Source organism: Gemmatimonadota bacterium, from assembly GCA_026387915.1.
In the GTDB taxonomy this organism is placed as follows: Bacteria; Gemmatimonadota; Gemmatimonadetes; order Gemmatimonadales; family Gemmatimonadaceae; genus Fen-1231.
In genome coordinates this window covers 13421-32237 of sequence record JAPLKS010000014.1, presented here as the reverse complement: position 1 = coordinate 32237, position 18817 = coordinate 13421, and the positions used below count along the sequence as shown (strand labels likewise).

The following is an 18817-nucleotide window of genomic DNA, read 5'->3' as shown; positions in this document are numbered from 1 at the left end:
CCGTGGCTCATTTGAAGGGGAAGATTTGGGTCGCCGTCTTATTCTGCACGAGCACCCGGTTCATGTCGTATTTCATGATCGCGGTCTTGGCCGTGGCATCATAGGTAAAGCCGTCCATGCCAAACGCCGTCGGAATGAACGACGGGATCACAGCAAACGTGTACGGCTGGCCATCGGCCGTCTTTTTGTTGGCAATGATTTCCGTCTGCGCTACCGGCATGCGAATGCCGAGGTCAGCCATGCGCCGGCCTTCGGCCAGGAAGATTTCCTGACGCATGAGATACAGGAGATAGTACCCGTCGTCAACCGTGGAGGCAGCGTCGATCTGCGCGGCCGTCACCGACGTCCCCGAGATCGTCGGCACCGACGTGGTAGCAGTCCGAGCGAGCACAAAGCCATCAACCAGCGGCTGCCCAGGCGCGAACGACACCTTGGTGTCGGCCGTGTTGGGGTACACCACCTTGCCACCGGCGCGCCCACGAAGCTGCAGACGACTGTCCACGATCTCGACGGTGCGCGACTTGACCAACGTCAGCAGCAGCTTCAGACGGTCTTTCGCTGCCGGCAGGCTGTTATCGGACAGCAACCCTTCGGCAATAATGAGATGCGCTTCCTCAGCCTTGGCGAATGCAATCGGGCTCTGCACCGTCGTACCGCGGTTCGGATACTTGGGATCGAGGAAGTCCAAACGCGGCAACGGCTGGAAGTTGTTCACCGAACTGGTCAGCACACCCTGCATGCCATTGTTCGGCCCATTGATCGGATCGAACGTCGCATTGCGAATAAAGGTGGCGTTCGCCGCCAGCAATGCCGTGGCTTCCTGCACCGCCAAGGCCTTGCTCCCAAGGCGATGGTACGCGCGCGCGAGAGCCAGCGTGTAGCTGTTCTTCGCGACGGCGTCCGTCGACAAGGTGCGGGCCTGTTGGAAATCGGCGATGGCGCTGTTGAGGTGGGTCTTCCAATCCACCACTTCGCCATTGGCGACCGCAGGCAGTCCAACATACATCTCACCCGCCCACAGCGAGGCCACACCGCGATAGTAGGTGATTTCGGCCTTGTCGTTGGCCGTCACCAGGGGATCACGCGGAAATACGCTGTCGAGTCCGAACGTTGCCATGTAGCGCAAGCGGGCAATGGAGTTCTGAATCGAGGTGACTTCCGGGTCGATGTACAGCACGTTCGGCGCGTCGAACTGCTGGTTGTTCGTGGTGTAGTTGTTGAAATAATTGTCCGAGACGAGCTCGCTGTTCTGCACCACGCTGTTGAGCGTGGTCAGATACTGACGCTGCGTCCCGCGCAACCACGCGGCGCCTGCGGCAGGCGTGCCGAGGAACTGCTGGTCGGTGAGGTTGGGGTTCTTAACATCGGTGGGGTGAAACGCGCTACACGCACCGGCAAGGATGACGGCCAGCGTCGGCGCAAGCAGGCGCATGGCCTGCGGCAAGTTATGTCGGCGCATGATCAGAATCCGAAGCGAAGTGTGAGAAGAAAGCTGCGCGGGCTGCTTTCGGTGGCGTAGTTGTATCCGCCCACCGCCGCACCACCCTGCGTGAGTGCCGACGACAAGTCGGTCTCAGGATCGAAGCTCGAGGCCGCCCAGCGCCACGGGTTGGTGACGGAGAACGACATCCGCATATCCTTGGCTCCGCGGGGGAGGAACTTTTCTGGCACGCGGTAGTCCGCCGTGATCGTGCGGAACGACACGTAGTCCGAGTTTTCCACCCACTTGTTCATCACCTGCTGCCAGATCGCTGCCCGGCTTCCGTTGAACGGCGCCTGCGCGAGCGCTGCCGCCGGCACATAGCCGTCGGTGCCGGACACGCCGTAGAGGTAGCGGAAGGCGCGGTCAAACGACTGCGTCTGTCCGCCGAACTGGTAGTCGGCATTCACGCTCAAGGTGAAGCGCGAACCAATACCGAGCTGCGCGCCGAAGCTGCCGAACTTGTCGGGCATCGGCTTGCCGAGATATGCGAGCTGCTTGATCTCGGTGATCTTGCCGGTGGCATCAAAGATGGCGTTCGCACCGCGCAAGAATCCAACGGGGTACCCTTCCTGCACCATGCCCTGCACCGTGCTGGCGCCGTAGCCACTGATGGCGAACGGCGGCGTACCACCAAGCTTCATCACTTTGTTATGGAGCGTGTTGAACGAGCCGTTGATCGACAAACGGTACATCGGCGTGTTCAGCGGCGTGGCCGTGGCCCGCAGCTCAAGACCGTTGTTCGCGATCTCGCCGACGTTCGTGATCTGGCTGACTTCACCAGTCGAGGGCGACGGCGGCGCGTTGAGCAGGGCGTCCACCGTGCGCGAGGAGTACCAGCCGAGGCCCATCGTAATGGCCTCGTGCAAGAACGACAGATCGGCACCGACTTCCGTGGTGCCCGTACGTTCCGGCTTCAGGTTGCGGTTGCCCGGCTGACCGAACGTCGCCGCCTGCTGGCCGTTGAACGAGTTGATCGCAACCGTGCGGTCGTTGGCAAACGGCTGCGGGAACTGTCCCGCCACACCGTAGGCCGCGCGCAAGCGAACATCCGACAGGTACTTGTCGGCGATCAGTTTCCGCAGCCATTCCTCGTTCCCCAGGGCCCAGACCAATCCGATCTTCGGGTAGGTCTGCGCGCCGGTGTTCGCACCAAACGCCGTGTTCTTGTCGACGCGAAGCCCGACTTCAACGGTGTACTTCTCACGCCAACTGATGTTGCTCTGCCCATAGATGCCGTAGTTCGCTACGCGGTACGCCAAATCCGTGGACTGGGACACGCCGGCACCGGCCAGCGTCTCCTGCCCGTCGCGCACGTTCGTGGCGGTGTACTGCACCTGCACGTCGTCGTTGCGGAACAGCTGCGCGCCGACAGACGAAATCACCGAGAGATCGCTGCCGAACGAGGCACTGTGTTGCGCGCCCGCTTCGAGCGTGAACCCGTTGTAGGACCGTTCAAAATTCGAGATCGATCCGCGGTCGGTCGTCCCAGCGGGGAACGACTTCGTGGCGATCAGGAACTCATTGGTGACAATCGCCCGCTCTTTACTGAAGCGGTTGTTGAGCCCGAACGTGATGTGGGTTTTGACCGTGGGCATCGGGTCAAAGTCGAGCCGCTGCGACGTTTGGAACGAGCGCGTGAACACGCGGTTGTTCTGCAGCCGCTCGGCGTCGTTGACAAACTTCTTGAGCGCGGCCGCGTCGGTGGCGTTCAGGCTGTCGATGTTGTTGTTGAAACCGAAGGCCGAGGAGCGGCCCGACTCCAGCACCCAGAGCGAGGTGTAGCCACCCGCGTTGCCGTTGCGGAAACGCGGCGTGTCCGTCTCATTGTACGAGAAGGAGCCTTGGTACTTCCCCTTCGCGCCGACGTTGGCGCCGACCGCACTGCGGAAACCGAAGGCCGAGTTGTCGCCGTACACGCGCTGCGTCTCGCTCGCCCGCGCATTCCCGGACAGGCTGTAAGTAAATCCGTTGGTGCCGCCCTCGATCCCCGCTGAGTACTGCTGCGAGAGGCCATTACGGTACATGAGGTCCTTCGTGGCCTTGAAGAAATCGAACTGCGTCTGCGGCGTGTCGTACCCATCGCGCACCTCGAAATACATCTTCGGGGCGCCAGCGGTACCACGCTTGGTGAAGATCTGCAGCACGCCGTTCGCGGCGTCCGACCCATACAGCGTCGTGGCCGCACCGCCGGGGATGAACTCCACACGGTCGATGTTGTCCATCGGCAGGTCGGCAATCGCGCTGGTGGCCGCACCCTGCGCACGCACACCCGAGACGTTCATGCCGAGCGTCGCGATGGTGTTGAGGTTGTCCATACGCACGCCGTCCACATAGATGACCGGCGTGGAGTTGTTGCTCACCGACGTCACGCCACGCGTACGCATAATGGACGTCGTGCCCACCTGGCCAGACGTCATGCGCACCTGCGCGCCGGGCAGCGTGGTCTGAAGCAGCTCATCCAACCGCTTGGCCGGCGAGGCTTCAATCGTTTCTCGGCTCACCACGTCCACCGTGGTGGCAATACGTCGCTTGGAAATTTCACCGCCCTGGCCAGTCACGACCACCGCGTCGAGGTCGAGCGGCCGTACGGCAAGCGCCACGTTCACCGTCGCGGTCTGCCCCGCGGCGACCGTGACGGTGGTCGTCTTCACGGCATAGCCGATCATACGCACCGTGATGGTCCGGCTCCCCGCCGGCACGTCCACCATACGATAGCGACCTTCCTGGTCGGACCGAGCGACGCGGTCTTTTGCGTCAATCACCGTGATGATCTGCGCGCCAGCCAGCGGTACGCCGGAGCGATCGTCCGTCACCTTACCGACAACGATTCCGCCGGATTGCGCCAGTGCTGGCGTCGCCGGCCACAGCGCGGCCAACACGGTGAGAAATACAAGCGGCCATCGAGAACGTCGTTGCATGGAAACCTCGTTGAGGGTACGTGCCGAGAAGCGTTCGTTTGAAACAGCATTACCCGGGGGGAAATCCGTTGTAGCATACGGCGTCGGCACGTGGCATTTGAGGAATGCCAACGTCACGAACCCGTAGCAAATATTCGAGTCGACTACGTTTTACAGCGTGCCGGTCAGTTCGAGCACAGCAAGCGCCAGTACTTTCGTGGACTGCACCAAGTCGGCCACGGTGCAATATTCGTCTGGCTGATGCGCGAGATCGAGAATCCCAGGGCCATACGCTACACAGTTGGGCACACCGGCAATCCGGTCCACGTGCTTGTGGTCGTACGTTCCAGGACTGGCCGCCTTGAGCAACTGGCGACCAAGCACATGCTGCGCCCCGAGATCGAGCGCTGACACCACGGATGCGCCGTCCGGTGTTTGCACCGGGTGCACGATCATCAGATCTCGCAACTCATAGAACAGATCGGGCGTTTCGCGAGCCGCGCGCTCAAGCAACTCTACAATCTCGGCGCGCGTCGCGTCGAAGCCTTCCTCCACCAGAAAACGGCGGTCGAAAATGGCTCGGCACACATCGGCAACACAGGGCGTCTGAATGCCATCCACAGATTGCCCGCCCCCAATGCCGTTGATGTTGAGTGTGGCATGCCGCGCGCCCAGCGGCTGCACGGGAATCGCAGTCGTCCGAGCCCCAAGCACCGGCATCAGTTCGCGACGCATTCGGTCGAGAATGACACCCATGTGTTCAATGGCGTTCACGCCGAGGAACGGCATGGACCCGTGGGCAATGCGCCCGCGTGTGGTGACTTCAAACCAGTACACGCCACGGTGCCCGATGTACACGCGATCGGTGTCGGTGGGTTCTGTGATGATGACGGCGTCGGTTCGACTGGCGCTGACGCGGCCTTGCTGTGCCAGATACGCCATGCCCGCAAAGCCGCCACTCTCTTCATCGACCGTGCCGCTGATCTCAACAGAGCCCACGAGCGGAATTCCGGCGCGGCGAATTGCTTCTGCAGCGTAGACGGCCGCAGTGATGCCGGCCTTCATGTCGCTGGACCCGCGTCCGTAAATGCGGCCGTCCTTCACCACGCCGCCAAACGGATCCATCGTCCAACCTGCCCCAGCGGGGACGACGTCAAAGTGGCCATTGAGATGCACCAATGGCCGGTCGGTGCGGCCGCGCCGCAAGCCAACGACGTTCATGCGTGGGTGCGTCGCCGTGTGCTCAGGACGCGTGTCAGCCACCGGATAATCCACGGCAAAATCGCACTCGCCTAAGCGGGCTCCGATGAGCCGCGCACACTCTTCGTACGCATCGCCTGGCGGGTTTACGGTGGGTACGCGCAGCATCGCAACCGTGAAGTCGACCATCTCTTCGGTTGCTTCATCGATTGCAGCAAGTACACGATCAAGGTCACGAGCAGCCAATTTCATGGGCCGAATGTCCAGCTTTGCATTTTGCTTGTCAAGGAGTTGTTTGTTCATATACGTTGCATCAAGATAACTCGTTGTTGGCTCGCTCCTGCACGATGGGCGACCCTCTCTCCGACGCCCATCATGCACTCTTATCTCGTCCTCATTCTCGTCTATTCCGCTGCGCAGCTGGGCCTTGGAGCGTGGATCTCACGACGGGTACGGAGCTCCGGAGATTTTTTCGTGGCCGGCCGTTCACTCGGCCCAGGACTGATTTTTAGCACCATGCTGGCCGCCAACATCGGTGCGGGATCCACCGTTGGCGCCACGGGGTTGGGTTACCAGAACGGGCTGGCAGCAATCTGGTGGGTGCTCTCGGCGGGCCTCGGCTCACTCGTGCTCGCCTTCTGGATCGGCCCAGCCATTCGCCGCGTCGCAGCGGCGCGCGGGCTGCACACCGTGGGCGAATACCTCGAGTTCCGCTACGGCGTAACCGTGCGCAGTGTGATTGCGGCGCTGCTCTGGATTGGATCGGTGTTCATTCTGGCTGGACAGCTCATTGCCATCTCGTGGATCTTGTACGTCATCGCCGGCGTGCCCAAGACGTGGGGCTGCATTCTGGCCGGTGTGCTGATCACCATCTACTTCGCCGCTGGTGGATTGCTCGCCTCGGCGTACGTGAACGTGGTGCAGCTAACCGTGAAGGTGGTTGGTTTTGCCATTGCCATTCCTGTCGCGCTGGCCGCGGCGGGAGGTTGGGGTGCCGTGCGTGCGCTGCAGCCCACCGCCGACTACTGGAATCCGTGGCATAGCGGCTCATCAGGGTTGGTGTATCTCGCGATGCTGGGCCCTGCGTTCATTGTCGCACCAGGCCTCTTGCAAAAAATCTACGGCGCGCGCGATGACCGATCCGTTCGAATCGGCGTGGGGCTCAACGCACTCGCGCTGTGCGCGTATTCTTTTGTGCCGGTGTTGCTCGGCATGATTGCCCGCGTGCGCTTTCCCGATCTGCCGCAACCAGAACTCGCCCTGCCCATCTTGCTGGTGTCAGGCGTCCCGGTTGCGGTCGGCGCGTTGGGGCTGGCCGCCGTGTTCTCGGCGGAGCTGAGCGCCGCCGATGCGGTGCTGTTCACGCTCACCACATCGCTCGCGCAGGACTTCTACAAGCGTTTTCTCAACCCCGGCGCGAGCGATCAGCAGATGTTGCGGGTCACGCGCATCACCGCAATGCTCGCCGGCGCCATGGGCATTGGGATTGCGCTGGTGGCAGCCGGCGTGGTGAGTGCGCTCAGTATTTTCTACACGATTATGGGCGTAACACTCTTCGTGCCGATTGTGACGGGCCTGCTCAGCGATCGCCCGACGTCGACCGAAGCATTGGCATCAATCGTGAGCGGCACGCTCGTCGTCGGTGCCTTCCAACTGTTGCACGGCGGCAAGCCGCTCGCAGGCGTAACACCCGCGATGGGCGGTTTGGCGGCGGCAATCTCGGCGTTCCTCATTACGTATGCCATCAGGCGCATCCTAGGCAGCCCGAGCGCGTCGGGCAAAGCCGGATCGCCATCTTCATCACGGTAACGCACGTACCATGTCCAGCAACGGAATTTTTAGCATCTCCGGAAAAGTCGCCGCCGTCATTGGTGGTGCGTCCGGCATTGGCGCTGCCGTCGTCAAAGGCGCCGCCGATATGGGCGCCATCGTCTATTGCCTCGACGTCAAGGCAGAGGCAGCGGCGGCGACCGCCGCGGAAATCGGCAACGGCGTACACAGCGGCGTCATCGACATCACCGATCAAGCCTCGGTGGACGCGGCGCTGGACGGAATCGTGGCCGCGCACGGCAAGCTCGACATCCTGATCTGCACGCCCGCGATCAACGTGCGCAAGAAGATCCTCGACTACACCAACGAGGAACTCAACCGCGTGCTGAACGTGAACATCACCGGCAACTTCAATGTGCTTCGCGCGGCGGGTCGCATTATGGTGGCCCAACGCAGCGGCAGCATCGTGCTCTTCTCGTCGATTCGTTCGTTGGTCGTCGAACCCGGACAGTCTGTCTACGCGGCCACCAAGGCCGGCATCCTGCAGCTCGCGCGTGGCGCGGCCTGTGAGTTCGGTCCGTTTGGCGTGCGCGTCAACTGCGTTGGCCCGGGCGTCACGGAGACGCCGCTTACGGCACAGATCAAGAACCAGCCGGAGTGGTACGACGCCTATGCTGCCAAGACCACGTTGAACCGCTGGGCGCAGCCGGAAGAAATGGTGGGCCCAACCCTGTTCCTCGCGTCCGATGCGGCGAGCTACGTGAACGGTACTATCCTCTACGCCGATGGCGGATGGTTGGCACAGGACGGAAGATTTACACCGCCAGGCATGTAAGCACTCCCTATGACTACTCAATCGAAGCGCTACCGTATAGCGGTCATTGCTGGTGATGGCATTGGCCAAGAAGTGATTCCGGCCGGCATCGACGTGCTGCGTCAGGCCGTGCGCGCGGAGTCGCGCACCTTGGAGTTCGAGCTGTTCCCTTGGGGCTGCGAGTTCTATCAGCGCACCGGCACCATGATGAGCGCGGACGCGCTGGATCGGCTGAAGGATTTCGACGCGATCTACCTCGGCGCCATCGGAGCCGTTGGCGTTCCCGATCACGTCTCGGTGTGGGAACTCATCCTCCCCATTCGTCAGCGGTTCGACCAGTACGTCAATCTTCGTCCGATGCGCCTCTTGGCTGGCGTGCCAGGTCCATTGGCTGGTCGTTTGCCGGCTGACATTGATATGGTATGTGTCCGCGAAAATTCCGAGGGCGAGTACGCCGGCTTTGGCGGACGGTTGCACGCGGGAACGTCGAATGAAGTCGCCGAGCAGACCGGCGTGTTCACGCGACGCGGCGTGGATCGCATTGCGCGCTACGCGTTCGAACTTGCCGCGCGTCGTCCGCGACGGTTGCTAGCCAGCGCTACAAAATCGAACGCGCTGCAGCACAGTATGGTGCTCTGGGATGAGAGCGTGGAAGCGGTCGCGGCCGATTATCCCACGGTGGAATGGCGCAAGTATCACGTCGATGCGCTGGCCGCCCGCATGGTCACGCATCCGCACACGCTCGACGTGATCGTAGCGTCCAACTTGTTCGGCGACATTCTCACCGATCTCGGCGCGGCGATCTCAGGCAGTCTTGGTGTTGCGCCTGGGGCCAACATCAACCCCGAGCGTCAGCATCCCTCCATGTTCGAACCGATTCATGGCTCGGCGCCAGACATCGCGGGGCGTGGCATCGCCAATCCCATCGGAGCCATCTGGGCCGGCGCGATGATGCTCGACCATCTCGGCATGACGAGCGCGCACGACCGCATTGTTCGCGCCATCGAGCGCGTGGTTCATGAAGGCGGTCCGCGCACGCCCGACCTCGGCGGAACCGCGACCACGACCGATGTTGCGGCGGCTGTCGCCGACGCGTTGTCCTAACGACCCAGTTGCGGATGCGGCGGTGTATCCGATGCCGGTGCTGAGGGAATAAACGTCACAGCACCGGACGCTTCGCCCCATGCAGCGTCGCCTGCTCAAACGCATGCGCCATTTGCAGCACCGCCCACTCCGCACGCCGCTTGGCCACAATCTGCAGTCCCACCGGCAGTCCACTCGCACTGAACCCCGCCGGCACGGAAATGCACGGACAGGCCATGAACGACACGTACCAGCACGAACGCATCCAGTCGATGTAGGTCGGCATCGACTCGCCGGCCACCGTCATCGGGTACTCCGTGGTCAGGTCAAAGGGCTCCACCTGAGTGACCGGCAGCACGAAATAGTCGTACCGCTCAAAGAAGCGCGCCACATCGAGCGACATCTTGGCCTGTCGCGCCATGGCGCGTGCCACATCGGCGCCCGTGTTCCGCTCTGCTTCGGCAATCTCATACTTCACCGTCGCTTTGAACAGCGTGGGATTCTCCCGCGCCATCTTCGCGTAACTCGAGTGATACGACAGGTGCCGAAGAATGGGGAATGCCTCATCCACCCCACTGAAGTCCGGCTCGGCTTCTTCCACGACGCACCCGAGGTCGGTAAACACCAGACGGTTCGCATTCACCACACGCGTGATTTCGGAGTCGAACGGCACACCACCCAGATTCTTGAACCAGGCGACGCGAGTGCCCTTGAAGCTGCGAGCCAGCGGCGCACGGAACTGAGCGCCATCCTCATCTATACAGAGCGGATCGGGGCCGTGCGGCCCCACCAGCGCACTCAAGAAGAGCGCCACATCGGCCACGGTCCGCGCCATCGGTCCATTGGTGGAGAGCGGAGACCACGATCCATCGTCATCCGGCACGCGGCCCGGTGTTGGGCGAAACCCCACCACATTGGTAAACGCGGCCGGATTGCGCAGCGACCCGCCGGTATCGCTTCCGCCGGCAATCGGCACCATCCCGCAACGCAGTGCGGCAGCCGCGCCACCGCTACTGCCGCCGACCGTTTTAGAAAGGTTGTACGGGTTGTATGTCGCGCCGAATACGGGATTGAACGTGTTCGACCCCGCGCCAAACTCCGGCGTGTTCGTCTTGCCCACCATGATGGCGCCGGCGGCACGCGTGCGCGTGACGAAGAGCGCGTCGACCGTGGGCACGTTGTCGCGAAACATCGGCGATCCGAACGTCGTGCGAATGCCGGCGGTATTCACGAGATCTTTGTGCGCCACCGGCAGACCGTGCAGCGCGCCGAGGGTACCGCCGCGCGCCTGGAGTTCGTCGGCCTTCGCCGCGTCGGCCATCGCCCGGTCGGCGACGAGCGTCACGATGGCGTTGATCTTCGGATTCACCCGTTCGATGCGCGCGAGGTGCGCGGCCATCACGTCGCGTGCGGATAGCTGTTTGTGGCGAATGCGAGATGCGAGCTCGACGGCGGTGAGGTCGCACAGCTCGTCGCCCGCAACAGTATTCGGGTGCATGGATTTATCGGTGGGTAAAGGAATGGGGCTCGGCGCGCCGGCCGCGATTCCCGGCAATGCGCCGGCCAACGCCGCCGCGCCGAGCAGTTGTCCGAACGCGCGCCGACTGAGTCCATCGCGCGGTGCTTCGCTCATGATGACACTCCGGAGCCATCCGGCTGGTGGGCGAACGTCAAGCGGGGACTTCTGCCTCGTGAGCGGGGACGGTCAGCACACTTCAGGACCGCCCACTGCGCACGAGGTAGTATGGCGCAACGCTTCAGGTCGTGCCACCGAGCCGCTGAACATCCCTGGCAATGTTCACTCGCATCGTAGCGCCTGCCACATCCAGAACCGCTCGGTCGGTTGGGTAGTCGGCCTTCGACTGGAGCCAAGAGAGTAGGTCAACCAAGTGCCAGATGGCAGCGCTTCCTTCATGCACCGGCAGCGGGAAGGCGCCCGCGTGTGTCAGCATGAGCTTCCGCATATTCTGGCGGCTGACCCCAACGAGTTCGGCCACATCCGTCAATCCCACAAGATCTGGCGCCGCCTCAATGAGGCGTGCGGCGGGAATCGCGCGACGAACATCTTTTAGCGCGCTTCGAATTGCTGACTCGGCGGAACGCGCCTCTCGCGTGAACTCCAACGCGAGCCGCCCAGGTTGCCCAATGCCGACCACCGCATCTTCGCAGCCCGCCGCAGCAAGCCGCTCCACCAACGCGTCTGCGTCGGCGTCATCGCCGCTGATCTGATATTTGAGGGTGAAGGTGAACTCCAGTGGACTGTTCCGCTGCATCAGGGTCGGTGGTTGCGTTGGGGTAGTCCTTGTCGTTGTCGGGGCAGAACATTTTGCCCCATGCATGACTGCCCCCCAACTCGACCCCGCGGCCCCCTGAACCCCATGGGAGCGAATCGAAAGCACGAACTTTCGAGATTCGCTAAGTCGTTGCGCTGCAACGCCTGGCCTACTGCGATTCGACAAGCAACACTTGCGAGATCCGATGGACGGCACGGTCCCAACCGACAAGACGTTCCCGCGCGTGGAACACCTTCCCCTTGCTAGGCTCCGCCGCTTTCGCTGTCTTGCCGCAACCTCGCGGAGGTCTCTTCTGGTTTGATGATTTATATATGCTATAACAGCTATAATGCCTTAGTCTATTATATTTGTTCTTTAGCAACTATTACTGTTGACAGTTCCGTATATCCCCTATAAGATATATACTTAGACTAAGCGATATATATTACTTTTAGCACATATAAAGAGGATTTCTCAATGGGACGACGGAAAGCACCAGTGCTCGACCGAATGCGCCTCCCGTCGCCAGACACAGCGCGCCGCGGCCTCTGCGTCGTCAGCCCAATAGACGTCGGAGACGTTGTGCGACTAGCCCGCGCACAACACCTCGGACGCCAAGATGCTGCGGCACGACGCCTCGGAGTCAGCCTCACCATGTTGGGGGACCTCGAGAGAGGCACCGGCGGATCCCAACTGAATCTGACCCTCGGCGTGCTGGCGGATCTTGGATTCGACGTCGTGCTCGTCCCGCGTGATCCCAAGCGTTCGCTACAGGAGTACCTCGGGAGCACCAACTAATGACGAAGCTAGTGGTCTGGCGCGACGACCGTCGCGTGGGTGTGCTCGATACCGCCCTGAACGGTGACGTACGGTTTATGTATGATGCCGACGTCGTCGCCGATGGAGATCGCCGGTATGCGGTGGGCGTGAGATGTCCAGTGCGCAAGCGCCCGTACGTCGGCCCGGATGCTGAAGCGGTATTCGAGAACCTGCTGCCTGAGGGGAACCTCAGACGAACGCTCGGGCAAGCCACCAAACACGACGTGAGCGACACGGTTGGGCTTCTCGGAGTCGTCGCCGGGGACTGCGCCGGCGCGCTACACCTGTGGCCTGAAGGGATGGAGCGTCCTGAGAAGGCCTCATACGAACCGTGTGTCGCAGAGACGTTGCACACCGCGTTCACCGGCGCGGCCGGTCAACTTCGACAAGCAGTCGATCGTGCGTCACTCTCAGGCGCGCAACCGAAACTCGCACTGTGGAGAATGCCCCCGGTGGGAGGAGTCGCCCCTGAGTACAAGCTGCCGAAGAACGGTGCGCCCACGACGGTTGTGGTCAAACGCGCCGACAACAACTTCCCTGGCGTGCTGGAGGCGGAACTTGTAGGAATGCGACTCATGCAGGCTGCCGGCGTCCCGACAGCGAGCAGTTCGCGCTGCGCGATAGCAGGTGACTGCCATGAGTCTGCTCGCTTCGACCGAGAGGTTCGCGACGACGGGCAAGTCCATCGTTTGCACGCAGAGGATGGCTGTCAAGTCACCGGGCGCGCGTCACGAGCGAAGTACGCGGGGATGGGAGCGCCAACGTATCAAGATCTCGTTGCGGTCTTGGAACGCTGGAGCGCCAATCCGCTAGAGGATCGCGAGAACCTCTACCGATGGGCAGTCGCGAACGCCGCGATGGGAAACTACGACGGTCACGCAAAGAACCTGAGCGTCGTCTACGCAGCGCCCGATCAGGTGCGGCTCTCTCCCGCGTATGATGTGGTCGTGACGGCCAACTACGAACACCTCGACAAGACGTTCGCACTCTCGTTCGGCGGCACTACTCTGCCGCAAGCTCTCACGAAAGCAAGCTTGGCAGCGGCAGCGAGGGAGTTTCGCCTGCCCCGTGATCGGGCAGTCGAGCTCGCGTCCGGCGTCGTAAGAAACGTCCGAGAGGCACTTGCAGAGGTACTCTCCTCCGTTCGCGAGGACGGCGGAGATCAGAAGATGCTTGAGAGATGCGACGACTCCGTTCAGCGGACGTCTGCCGATCTCGCCAAGCGCCTTGGACTGTAGGCACTCGGACGGGATCGGAGCCCCGTGTGCAGAGCGTAGAAACGGGTGCGAAAACGGGCACAGCAGGAAGAACAACGAACGGCACTCCTGCATGAGGAGTGCCGTTCTCTAAGTCCCACAATCACTTACAGAAATCGGGACGGCGGGATTCGAACCCGCGACCCCCTGAACCCCATTCAGGTGCGCTACCGGACTGCGCTACGTCCCGTCCGCCGCTTTCACGGACAGTCTGATAAACCTAGTACCCTGCACGCCCCCCTTCAACTAGGGGGTCGGCTTTGCCGCCGCGGCGGCGGCCGCCGCCGCCCGAGCCGCCGCCCGCTCCTGCCCCACGCGCGTCAGATGCGGCACCACACCCACCATCCGCGACATCATCATCACCTGCGCGCGATGGTGCATCTCATGCTCCTTGGCGCCCAGCAGACTCTCAAACCGCGACTTCGGGTTCGCACCCATCGGGTCGGTATACGTCTCGTTCAGGAACTCCGAGCTCAAACCTTCCATCCACTGCGCAAAGGCCTCGCCGTCCGTCTTGAGCAACTCAATGATCTGCGCCTTGCTCCGCGGCTCCTTCATAAAGGCCTGCGCCTGCGCCATCAGCGCGCCAAAGTCATAGCCCTGCAGCGTCGTGATGCGGCGCGTGCGGTGAAAGTCGAGATGCAGCTGCGGCCCCCACACCATATGCGAAAGCATCGCGCGCACCGACATACCGCCCGGCGCCGCTACAAAGTCGTAATGCTCTTCAGGAATTTCCTCAGCGGCCTGCACCGTGTTCTTCCGCACCGTCCGAAAAGACGCCGCGAGTTCCTTCGCACCATACGCAATCATCCATCAACTCCGTGAGGGGGAAATCCTTCGCCTACGAGATCACTGCCGACGTATCCGCGCCTGGCGCGCCATGCGCGACCACGACACCATCACGCGCGGCCTTCCGCGCCTTTCGCGTGACCCAATCATCAAAATACGTATACACCACTGGCGTCACATACAGCGTAATCAGCTGCGAGAACGCGAGTCCGCCCACCACCGCAATGCCGAGCGGACGACGACTCTCCGCCCCCGCGCCATTGCCCAGCGCAATGGGTAACGTCCCCACCAGCGCGGCCATCGTCGTCATCGTGATCGGCCGGAACCGCACCATGCACGCCTCAAAGATCGCGTCAAACGCACCCTTCCCCTTCCGCTCGGCGTCCGTGGCAAAGTCCACCATCATAATGGCGTTCTTCTTCACGAGCCCCACGAGCATAATGATGCCGACCCACGCATACACGGTCAGCTCCGTGCGGGTCAGCAACAACGTGAGCAACGCACCAAATGCCGCAAAGGGAATGCCGCTCAAAATCGTCAGCGGGTGAATAAAGCTCTCGTACAACACGCCGAGCACAATGTAAATCACGAAGATCGCAATCACGAACAGCACGAGCAGTCCCTTCTGCGTCTCCTGAAACACCTGCGCCGCGCCGTAGAAGCCAGCCGATATGCCATCGGGAATCACCCCGCGCATGGCCACAACAATCGCATCTTCCGCATCGCCCAGCGCCGTGCCTGCCGCGAGATTGAAACTCAGCGTCACGCTCGGCTGCTGCAGCGTGTGATTCAGAAGCATCGGGCCAAGCTTGCGTTCGACGTGCGTCACGCTCGAGAGGGGCACGAGCCGACCGTTGCGCGCGCGCACGTACAGTAAGTCGAGCGCGCTCAGATCCTTCTGAAAATCGGGGAGCAACTCGAGAATCACCCAATATTCATTGTTCGCCGTGTAGATCGTCGACACCTGCCGCGATCCGTACGCATTGTACAGCGCCTGCTCAATCTGCTCCGGCGTTACGCCGTAGAGCGCCGCGCGGTCGCGGTCGAGTTCCACACTGGCCTGCGGGTTGGCAATCTGCAAATCGGTGGTCACGTCGGTCACGCCGCGCACCGTTTTGAGCTTTTGCTCAACGTCCTGCCCCGCCTTGTAGAGCGCCGAAAGGTCCGCGCCCGTCAACGTGTACTGATACAACCCCTTGGAGGTACGGCCGCCAATCGGAATCACCGGCTCATTGCGCCAATACACGGCCATGCCCGGCACGCCGCGCGTGCGCTTCGACAACATCGGGATCAACTCGTCAGCCGAGAATCTGCGCTGGGCCCGCGGCTTCAACCGGACCGTGAAACGGCCCTGGTTGGCGGTGCCGGACGTGCCACCCTGCCCTGTGCCGACGTTCGAGATAAGCGCGTCCACATTCTCGGTGTCCTGCAGCACGAGCCGCACGACCTCCTTCTGGTGGCGCACCGTCTCTTCGTACGACGTGCCCTGCGCTGTTTCGGTGCTCGCCGTGAGACGGCCCTGATCTTCCGAGGGGAAAAATCCCTTCGACACCATTTGGAACGCGACCGCCGTCATCACGAGCGCTGCCGCCGACGCCACCAGCGCAATCGGCCGATGCTGCATCACCCAAGTGAGCGACCGGCGGTACGCGCGGAATGCCGCTTGATAAAGCGCTTCAAAGGCATCCAGCAACCAGTTCTTCTTGCCGTGCAGGCGCTCTTCTGTGAGAAAGCGCGACGCCAGCATGGGCGTGAGCGTGAGTGACACCACACCCGACACGAGAATCGCCACCGCAATGGTCACCGCAAACTCGCGGAACAAGCGCCCCACAATACCACTCATGAACAGCAGCGGAATAAACACCGCCACGAGCGACACCGTCATGGACAAAATCGTGAACCCGATTTCCGCCGCGCCGTCGAGCGCGGCTTGCATGGGCTTCTTTCCCATTTCCATGTGGCGCACAATATTCTCGAGCATCACAATGGCGTCGTCCACTACAAACCCCACCGCGAGGGTGAGCGCCATCAGACTCAAGTTGTCGAGACTGTAATCGAGCGCGTACATCACCGAGAACGTGCCCACGAGCGACATCGGCAGCGCCAAACTGGGAATGACCGTCGCCGACACATTGCGCAGGAACATGAAAATCACGAGCACCACGAGCACCACCGTGAGGCCTAGCGTGAACTTCACGTCGTGCACCGACTCGCGAATGCCCTGCGACCGGTCGTAGAAAATTTCAAACTCCACCGCCGGCGGCAACTGCGCACGAATCTTGGGGAGCATGGCCTTGATGGCGTCGGCCACTTCCACGGTGTTCGTGCCCGGTTGTTTCTGCACACCAACCGAAATGGCGCGCGTGTCTTTGAACCAGCCGGCGAGACGGCTGTTCTGCACATCGTCCACGACGCGGCCAACATCCTTGAGCCGCACCGGCGCGCCATTGCGATAGGCGACAATCACTTCCTGAAACTGCGCCGCGTTCACTAGCTGACCGTTGGCGTTGAGCGTGTACGCCTTGGTCGGCCCCCAGAGCACGCCCGTGGGGAGATTCACATTCTGACTCGAAACAGCGGACGCCACCTCGTCAATGCCGATACCGCGCGCCGCGAGCTTGCGCGGATCCACCTGTACGCGCGCCGCATACTTTTGCGTGCCGAGAATCGAGACCTGCGCCACGCCGCTCACGGTGGAGAGGCGCTGCGAGACTTGATTTTGAATCAGTTCGTCGAGCTGCGAGAGCGGCAGCGTCTTGGAACGAAAGTTCATGTACAGAATCGGCTGATCGGCCGGGTTCTGCTTACTCAGCGACGGCGGAATGATGCCAGGCGGCAACTCACGCAGCGTCTTACTGATGGCCGACTGCACGTCCTGCGCGGCGGCGTCAATGTTTCGGTCGAGCGTAAACTGCAGCGTGATTGACGTGGAGCCGAGGGCGCTGGTGCTCGTCATGTTGTCGAGCCCGGCGATCGTCGTGAACTGCTTTTCGAGCGGCGTCGCCACGGCCGAGGCCATCGTCTCGGGGCTCGCCCCTGGGAGCGACGCACTCACCGTGACCGTTGGAAAATCCACCGTCGGCAGATCGCTCACCGACAGCTTGGTATACGCCAGCGCGCCAAACACGAGTGCCGCCACGCTGAGGAGCGTGGTCATCACCGGCCGGCGAATGAACAGCGCGGTGAAGTTCACTTCGCGCCGCCCTTCGGCTTGGCGTCGGGCTTGGCGTCGGGCTTGGCGTCGGGCTTGGCGTCGGGCTTGGCGTCGGGCTTGGCGTCGGACTTGGCGTCGGACTTGGCGTCCGCCTTCCCCTCAGTCTTGGCGGCGCCAGTTTTTACCTCGACCTTCGCGCCCACCGAGAGCCGCGACTGACCGTCCACCACCACCTGCTCGCCACCATTCAGTCCGGTATCGATCACCGTACGATCGCCCACGGCGCGTCCGGCGGTCACAGGCTGCATTTGCGCCTTGCCGTCCTTGTCGAGCACAAAGACAAAGAGGCCATCCTGCCCCGTTTGAATGGCGGCGCTCGGTACAAGCACCGCACTGTTCTGGACAAACAACTCCAACTGCGCCGGCACGAACTGCCCAGGCCAGAGCAGGTTCTCGTCATTCTGGAACTTGGCTTTGAGCGTCACGGAGCCGGTGGTGGTATCCACCCCGTTATCGACAAAACTCAGCGCGCCCTCAATCGCCGTGGTCGCACTGCCAACGCCGACCAACGCAAAGGCTTTGAGTGCCCCGCTACGCGAATACTGTTGCACCAGCGCGAGCTCACGCTCCGGCACCGAGAAGCGTACGAGAATCGGGTGAATCTGATTGATCACTACGAGCGGCGTGGAGGCACCGGGCCGCACAAGATTCCCGAGTCGCACGAGCAGACTGCCGGTCTTGCCGGCGACCGGCGCGCGCACCGTGGCGTTGTCGAGATTGAACTGCGCCGTGGCGACATTCGCTTCGTCCGCCGAGAGCACCGCTTTGAGCGCCGCAGCATTCGAGAGCGCCTGGTCGGCCTGCGACCGCGTCACAAAGTCGCGCTGCGCAAGCGCAGCGTAGCGATCGGCGTCACGCTTGGCATTCTCGTACTGCGCGCGATCGCGTTCGAGCACCGCCTGCACTTGCTGCAATGCCGCGCGATACGGAATGGGGTCAATCTCAAACAACACCTGCCCCACCTTGACTTCGTCCCCTTCGCGGAACAGCACGCTCTTGAGCACGCCGCCCACCTGCGACTGCACCGACACCGCCTGCAGCGGCTCAACAATGCCGTTCGCATTCACGCGATATGGCGCGGCGCCTCGTTCGGCCGTGGCCACCGTCACCGGCACCGGCGGCTTCGTAGGAGCGGGCGGTTTGCTACACGCGGCCGCGCTGCTTACGAGCGCCAACACGACCACCGCCAGCGCGCGCGGCACGGACTGCTTCATCACAT

The 18817-nt window shown here is 62.3% G+C and carries 13 protein-coding genes and 1 tRNA gene; 5 read left to right on the top strand and 9 right to left on the bottom strand.

Annotated elements, in window-relative coordinates:
• Nucleotides 1-7: 7 nt before the first annotated feature.
• From NTZ43_08385 to NTZ43_08375, 3 genes are all read right to left on the bottom strand, one after another.
• The gene (locus tag NTZ43_08385) at nt 8-1459 is read right to left on the bottom strand and encodes a hypothetical protein (protein MCX5767221.1); all 1452 of its coding nucleotides are present in this window, start codon (nt 1457-1459) and stop codon (nt 8-10) included.
• A 2-nt stretch (nt 1460-1461) separates the two neighbouring features.
• Nucleotides 1462-4401, bottom strand: coding sequence for a TonB-dependent receptor (locus tag NTZ43_08380; protein MCX5767220.1), 2940 nt, complete (start codon nt 4399-4401; stop codon nt 1462-1464).
• A gap of 150 nt (nt 4402-4551) precedes the next feature.
• Entirely contained in the window at nt 4552-5832 is a 1281-nt protein-coding gene (locus NTZ43_08375; protein ID MCX5767219.1) for an acetylornithine deacetylase/succinyl-diaminopimelate desuccinylase family protein, read from the bottom strand.
• A gap of 222 nt (nt 5833-6054) precedes the next feature.
• Here NTZ43_08375 and NTZ43_08370 point away from each other — a divergent pair, with 222 nt between their 5' ends.
• From NTZ43_08370 to NTZ43_08360, 3 genes are read left to right on the top strand one after another with little or no spacing between them, the layout of a single operon-like run.
• Nucleotides 6055-7389 carry a sodium:solute symporter family protein gene (locus tag NTZ43_08370; protein ID MCX5767218.1) on the top strand — a complete coding sequence of 445 codons (1335 nt, stop codon included), beginning with the start codon at nt 6055-6057 and terminating at the stop codon, nt 7387-7389.
• A 10-nt stretch (nt 7390-7399) separates the two neighbouring features.
• Nucleotides 7400-8185, top strand: coding sequence for an SDR family NAD(P)-dependent oxidoreductase (locus tag NTZ43_08365; protein MCX5767217.1), 786 nt, complete (start codon nt 7400-7402; stop codon nt 8183-8185).
• Nucleotides 8186-8194: 9 nt separating this feature from the next.
• A complete protein-coding gene (locus NTZ43_08360) occupies nt 8195-9268 on the top strand; it encodes a tartrate dehydrogenase (GenBank protein MCX5767216.1) in 1074 nt (357 codons plus the stop codon).
• 55 nt (nt 9269-9323) lie between these two features.
• Here NTZ43_08360 and NTZ43_08355 read toward each other — a convergent pair whose 3' ends face one another.
• A complete protein-coding gene (locus NTZ43_08355; protein MCX5767215.1) occupies nt 9324-10745 on the bottom strand; it encodes an amidase in 1422 nt (473 codons plus the stop codon).
• Nucleotides 10746-11004: 259 nt separating this feature from the next.
• Nucleotides 11005-11502 (bottom strand): DNA-binding protein, encoded by a 498-nt coding sequence (locus NTZ43_08350; GenBank protein ID MCX5767214.1) that lies wholly within the window; start codon nt 11500-11502, stop codon nt 11005-11007.
• Between the two features lie 495 nt (nt 11503-11997).
• On the opposite strand from NTZ43_08350, the gene NTZ43_08345 reads away from it, so the two are divergent.
• Together NTZ43_08345 and NTZ43_08340 are read left to right on the top strand one after the other, a co-directional pair.
• Nucleotides 11998-12318 (top strand): transcriptional regulator, encoded by a 321-nt coding sequence (locus NTZ43_08345; protein ID MCX5767213.1) that lies wholly within the window; start codon nt 11998-12000, stop codon nt 12316-12318.
• Nucleotides 12318-13577, top strand: coding sequence for a HipA domain-containing protein (locus NTZ43_08340; GenBank protein ID MCX5767212.1), 1260 nt, complete (start codon nt 12318-12320; stop codon nt 13575-13577). Before NTZ43_08345 ends, NTZ43_08340 begins: the two co-directional genes overlap by 1 nt.
• A 134-nt stretch (nt 13578-13711) precedes the next feature.
• Here NTZ43_08340 and NTZ43_08335 read toward each other — a convergent pair.
• From NTZ43_08335 to NTZ43_08320, 4 genes are all read right to left on the bottom strand, one after another.
• A tRNA-Pro gene (locus tag NTZ43_08335) sits at nt 13712-13785 on the bottom strand.
• A gap of 56 nt (nt 13786-13841) precedes the next feature.
• On the bottom strand, nt 13842-14405 hold the full coding sequence (locus tag NTZ43_08330; protein ID MCX5767211.1) for a DinB family protein: 564 nt from the start codon (nt 14403-14405) through the stop codon (nt 13842-13844).
• 31 nt (nt 14406-14436) lie between these two features.
• Complete coding sequence (locus NTZ43_08325; protein ID MCX5767210.1) at nt 14437-17577, bottom strand: efflux RND transporter permease subunit; 3141 nt, start codon at nt 17575-17577, stop codon at nt 14437-14439.
• Nucleotides 17574-18812 carry an efflux RND transporter periplasmic adaptor subunit gene (locus NTZ43_08320; GenBank protein MCX5767209.1) on the bottom strand — a complete coding sequence of 413 codons (1239 nt, stop codon included), beginning with the start codon at nt 18810-18812 and terminating at the stop codon, nt 17574-17576. Before NTZ43_08320 ends, NTZ43_08325 begins: the two co-directional genes overlap by 4 nt.
• Nucleotides 18813-18817: the final 5 nt, after the last annotated feature.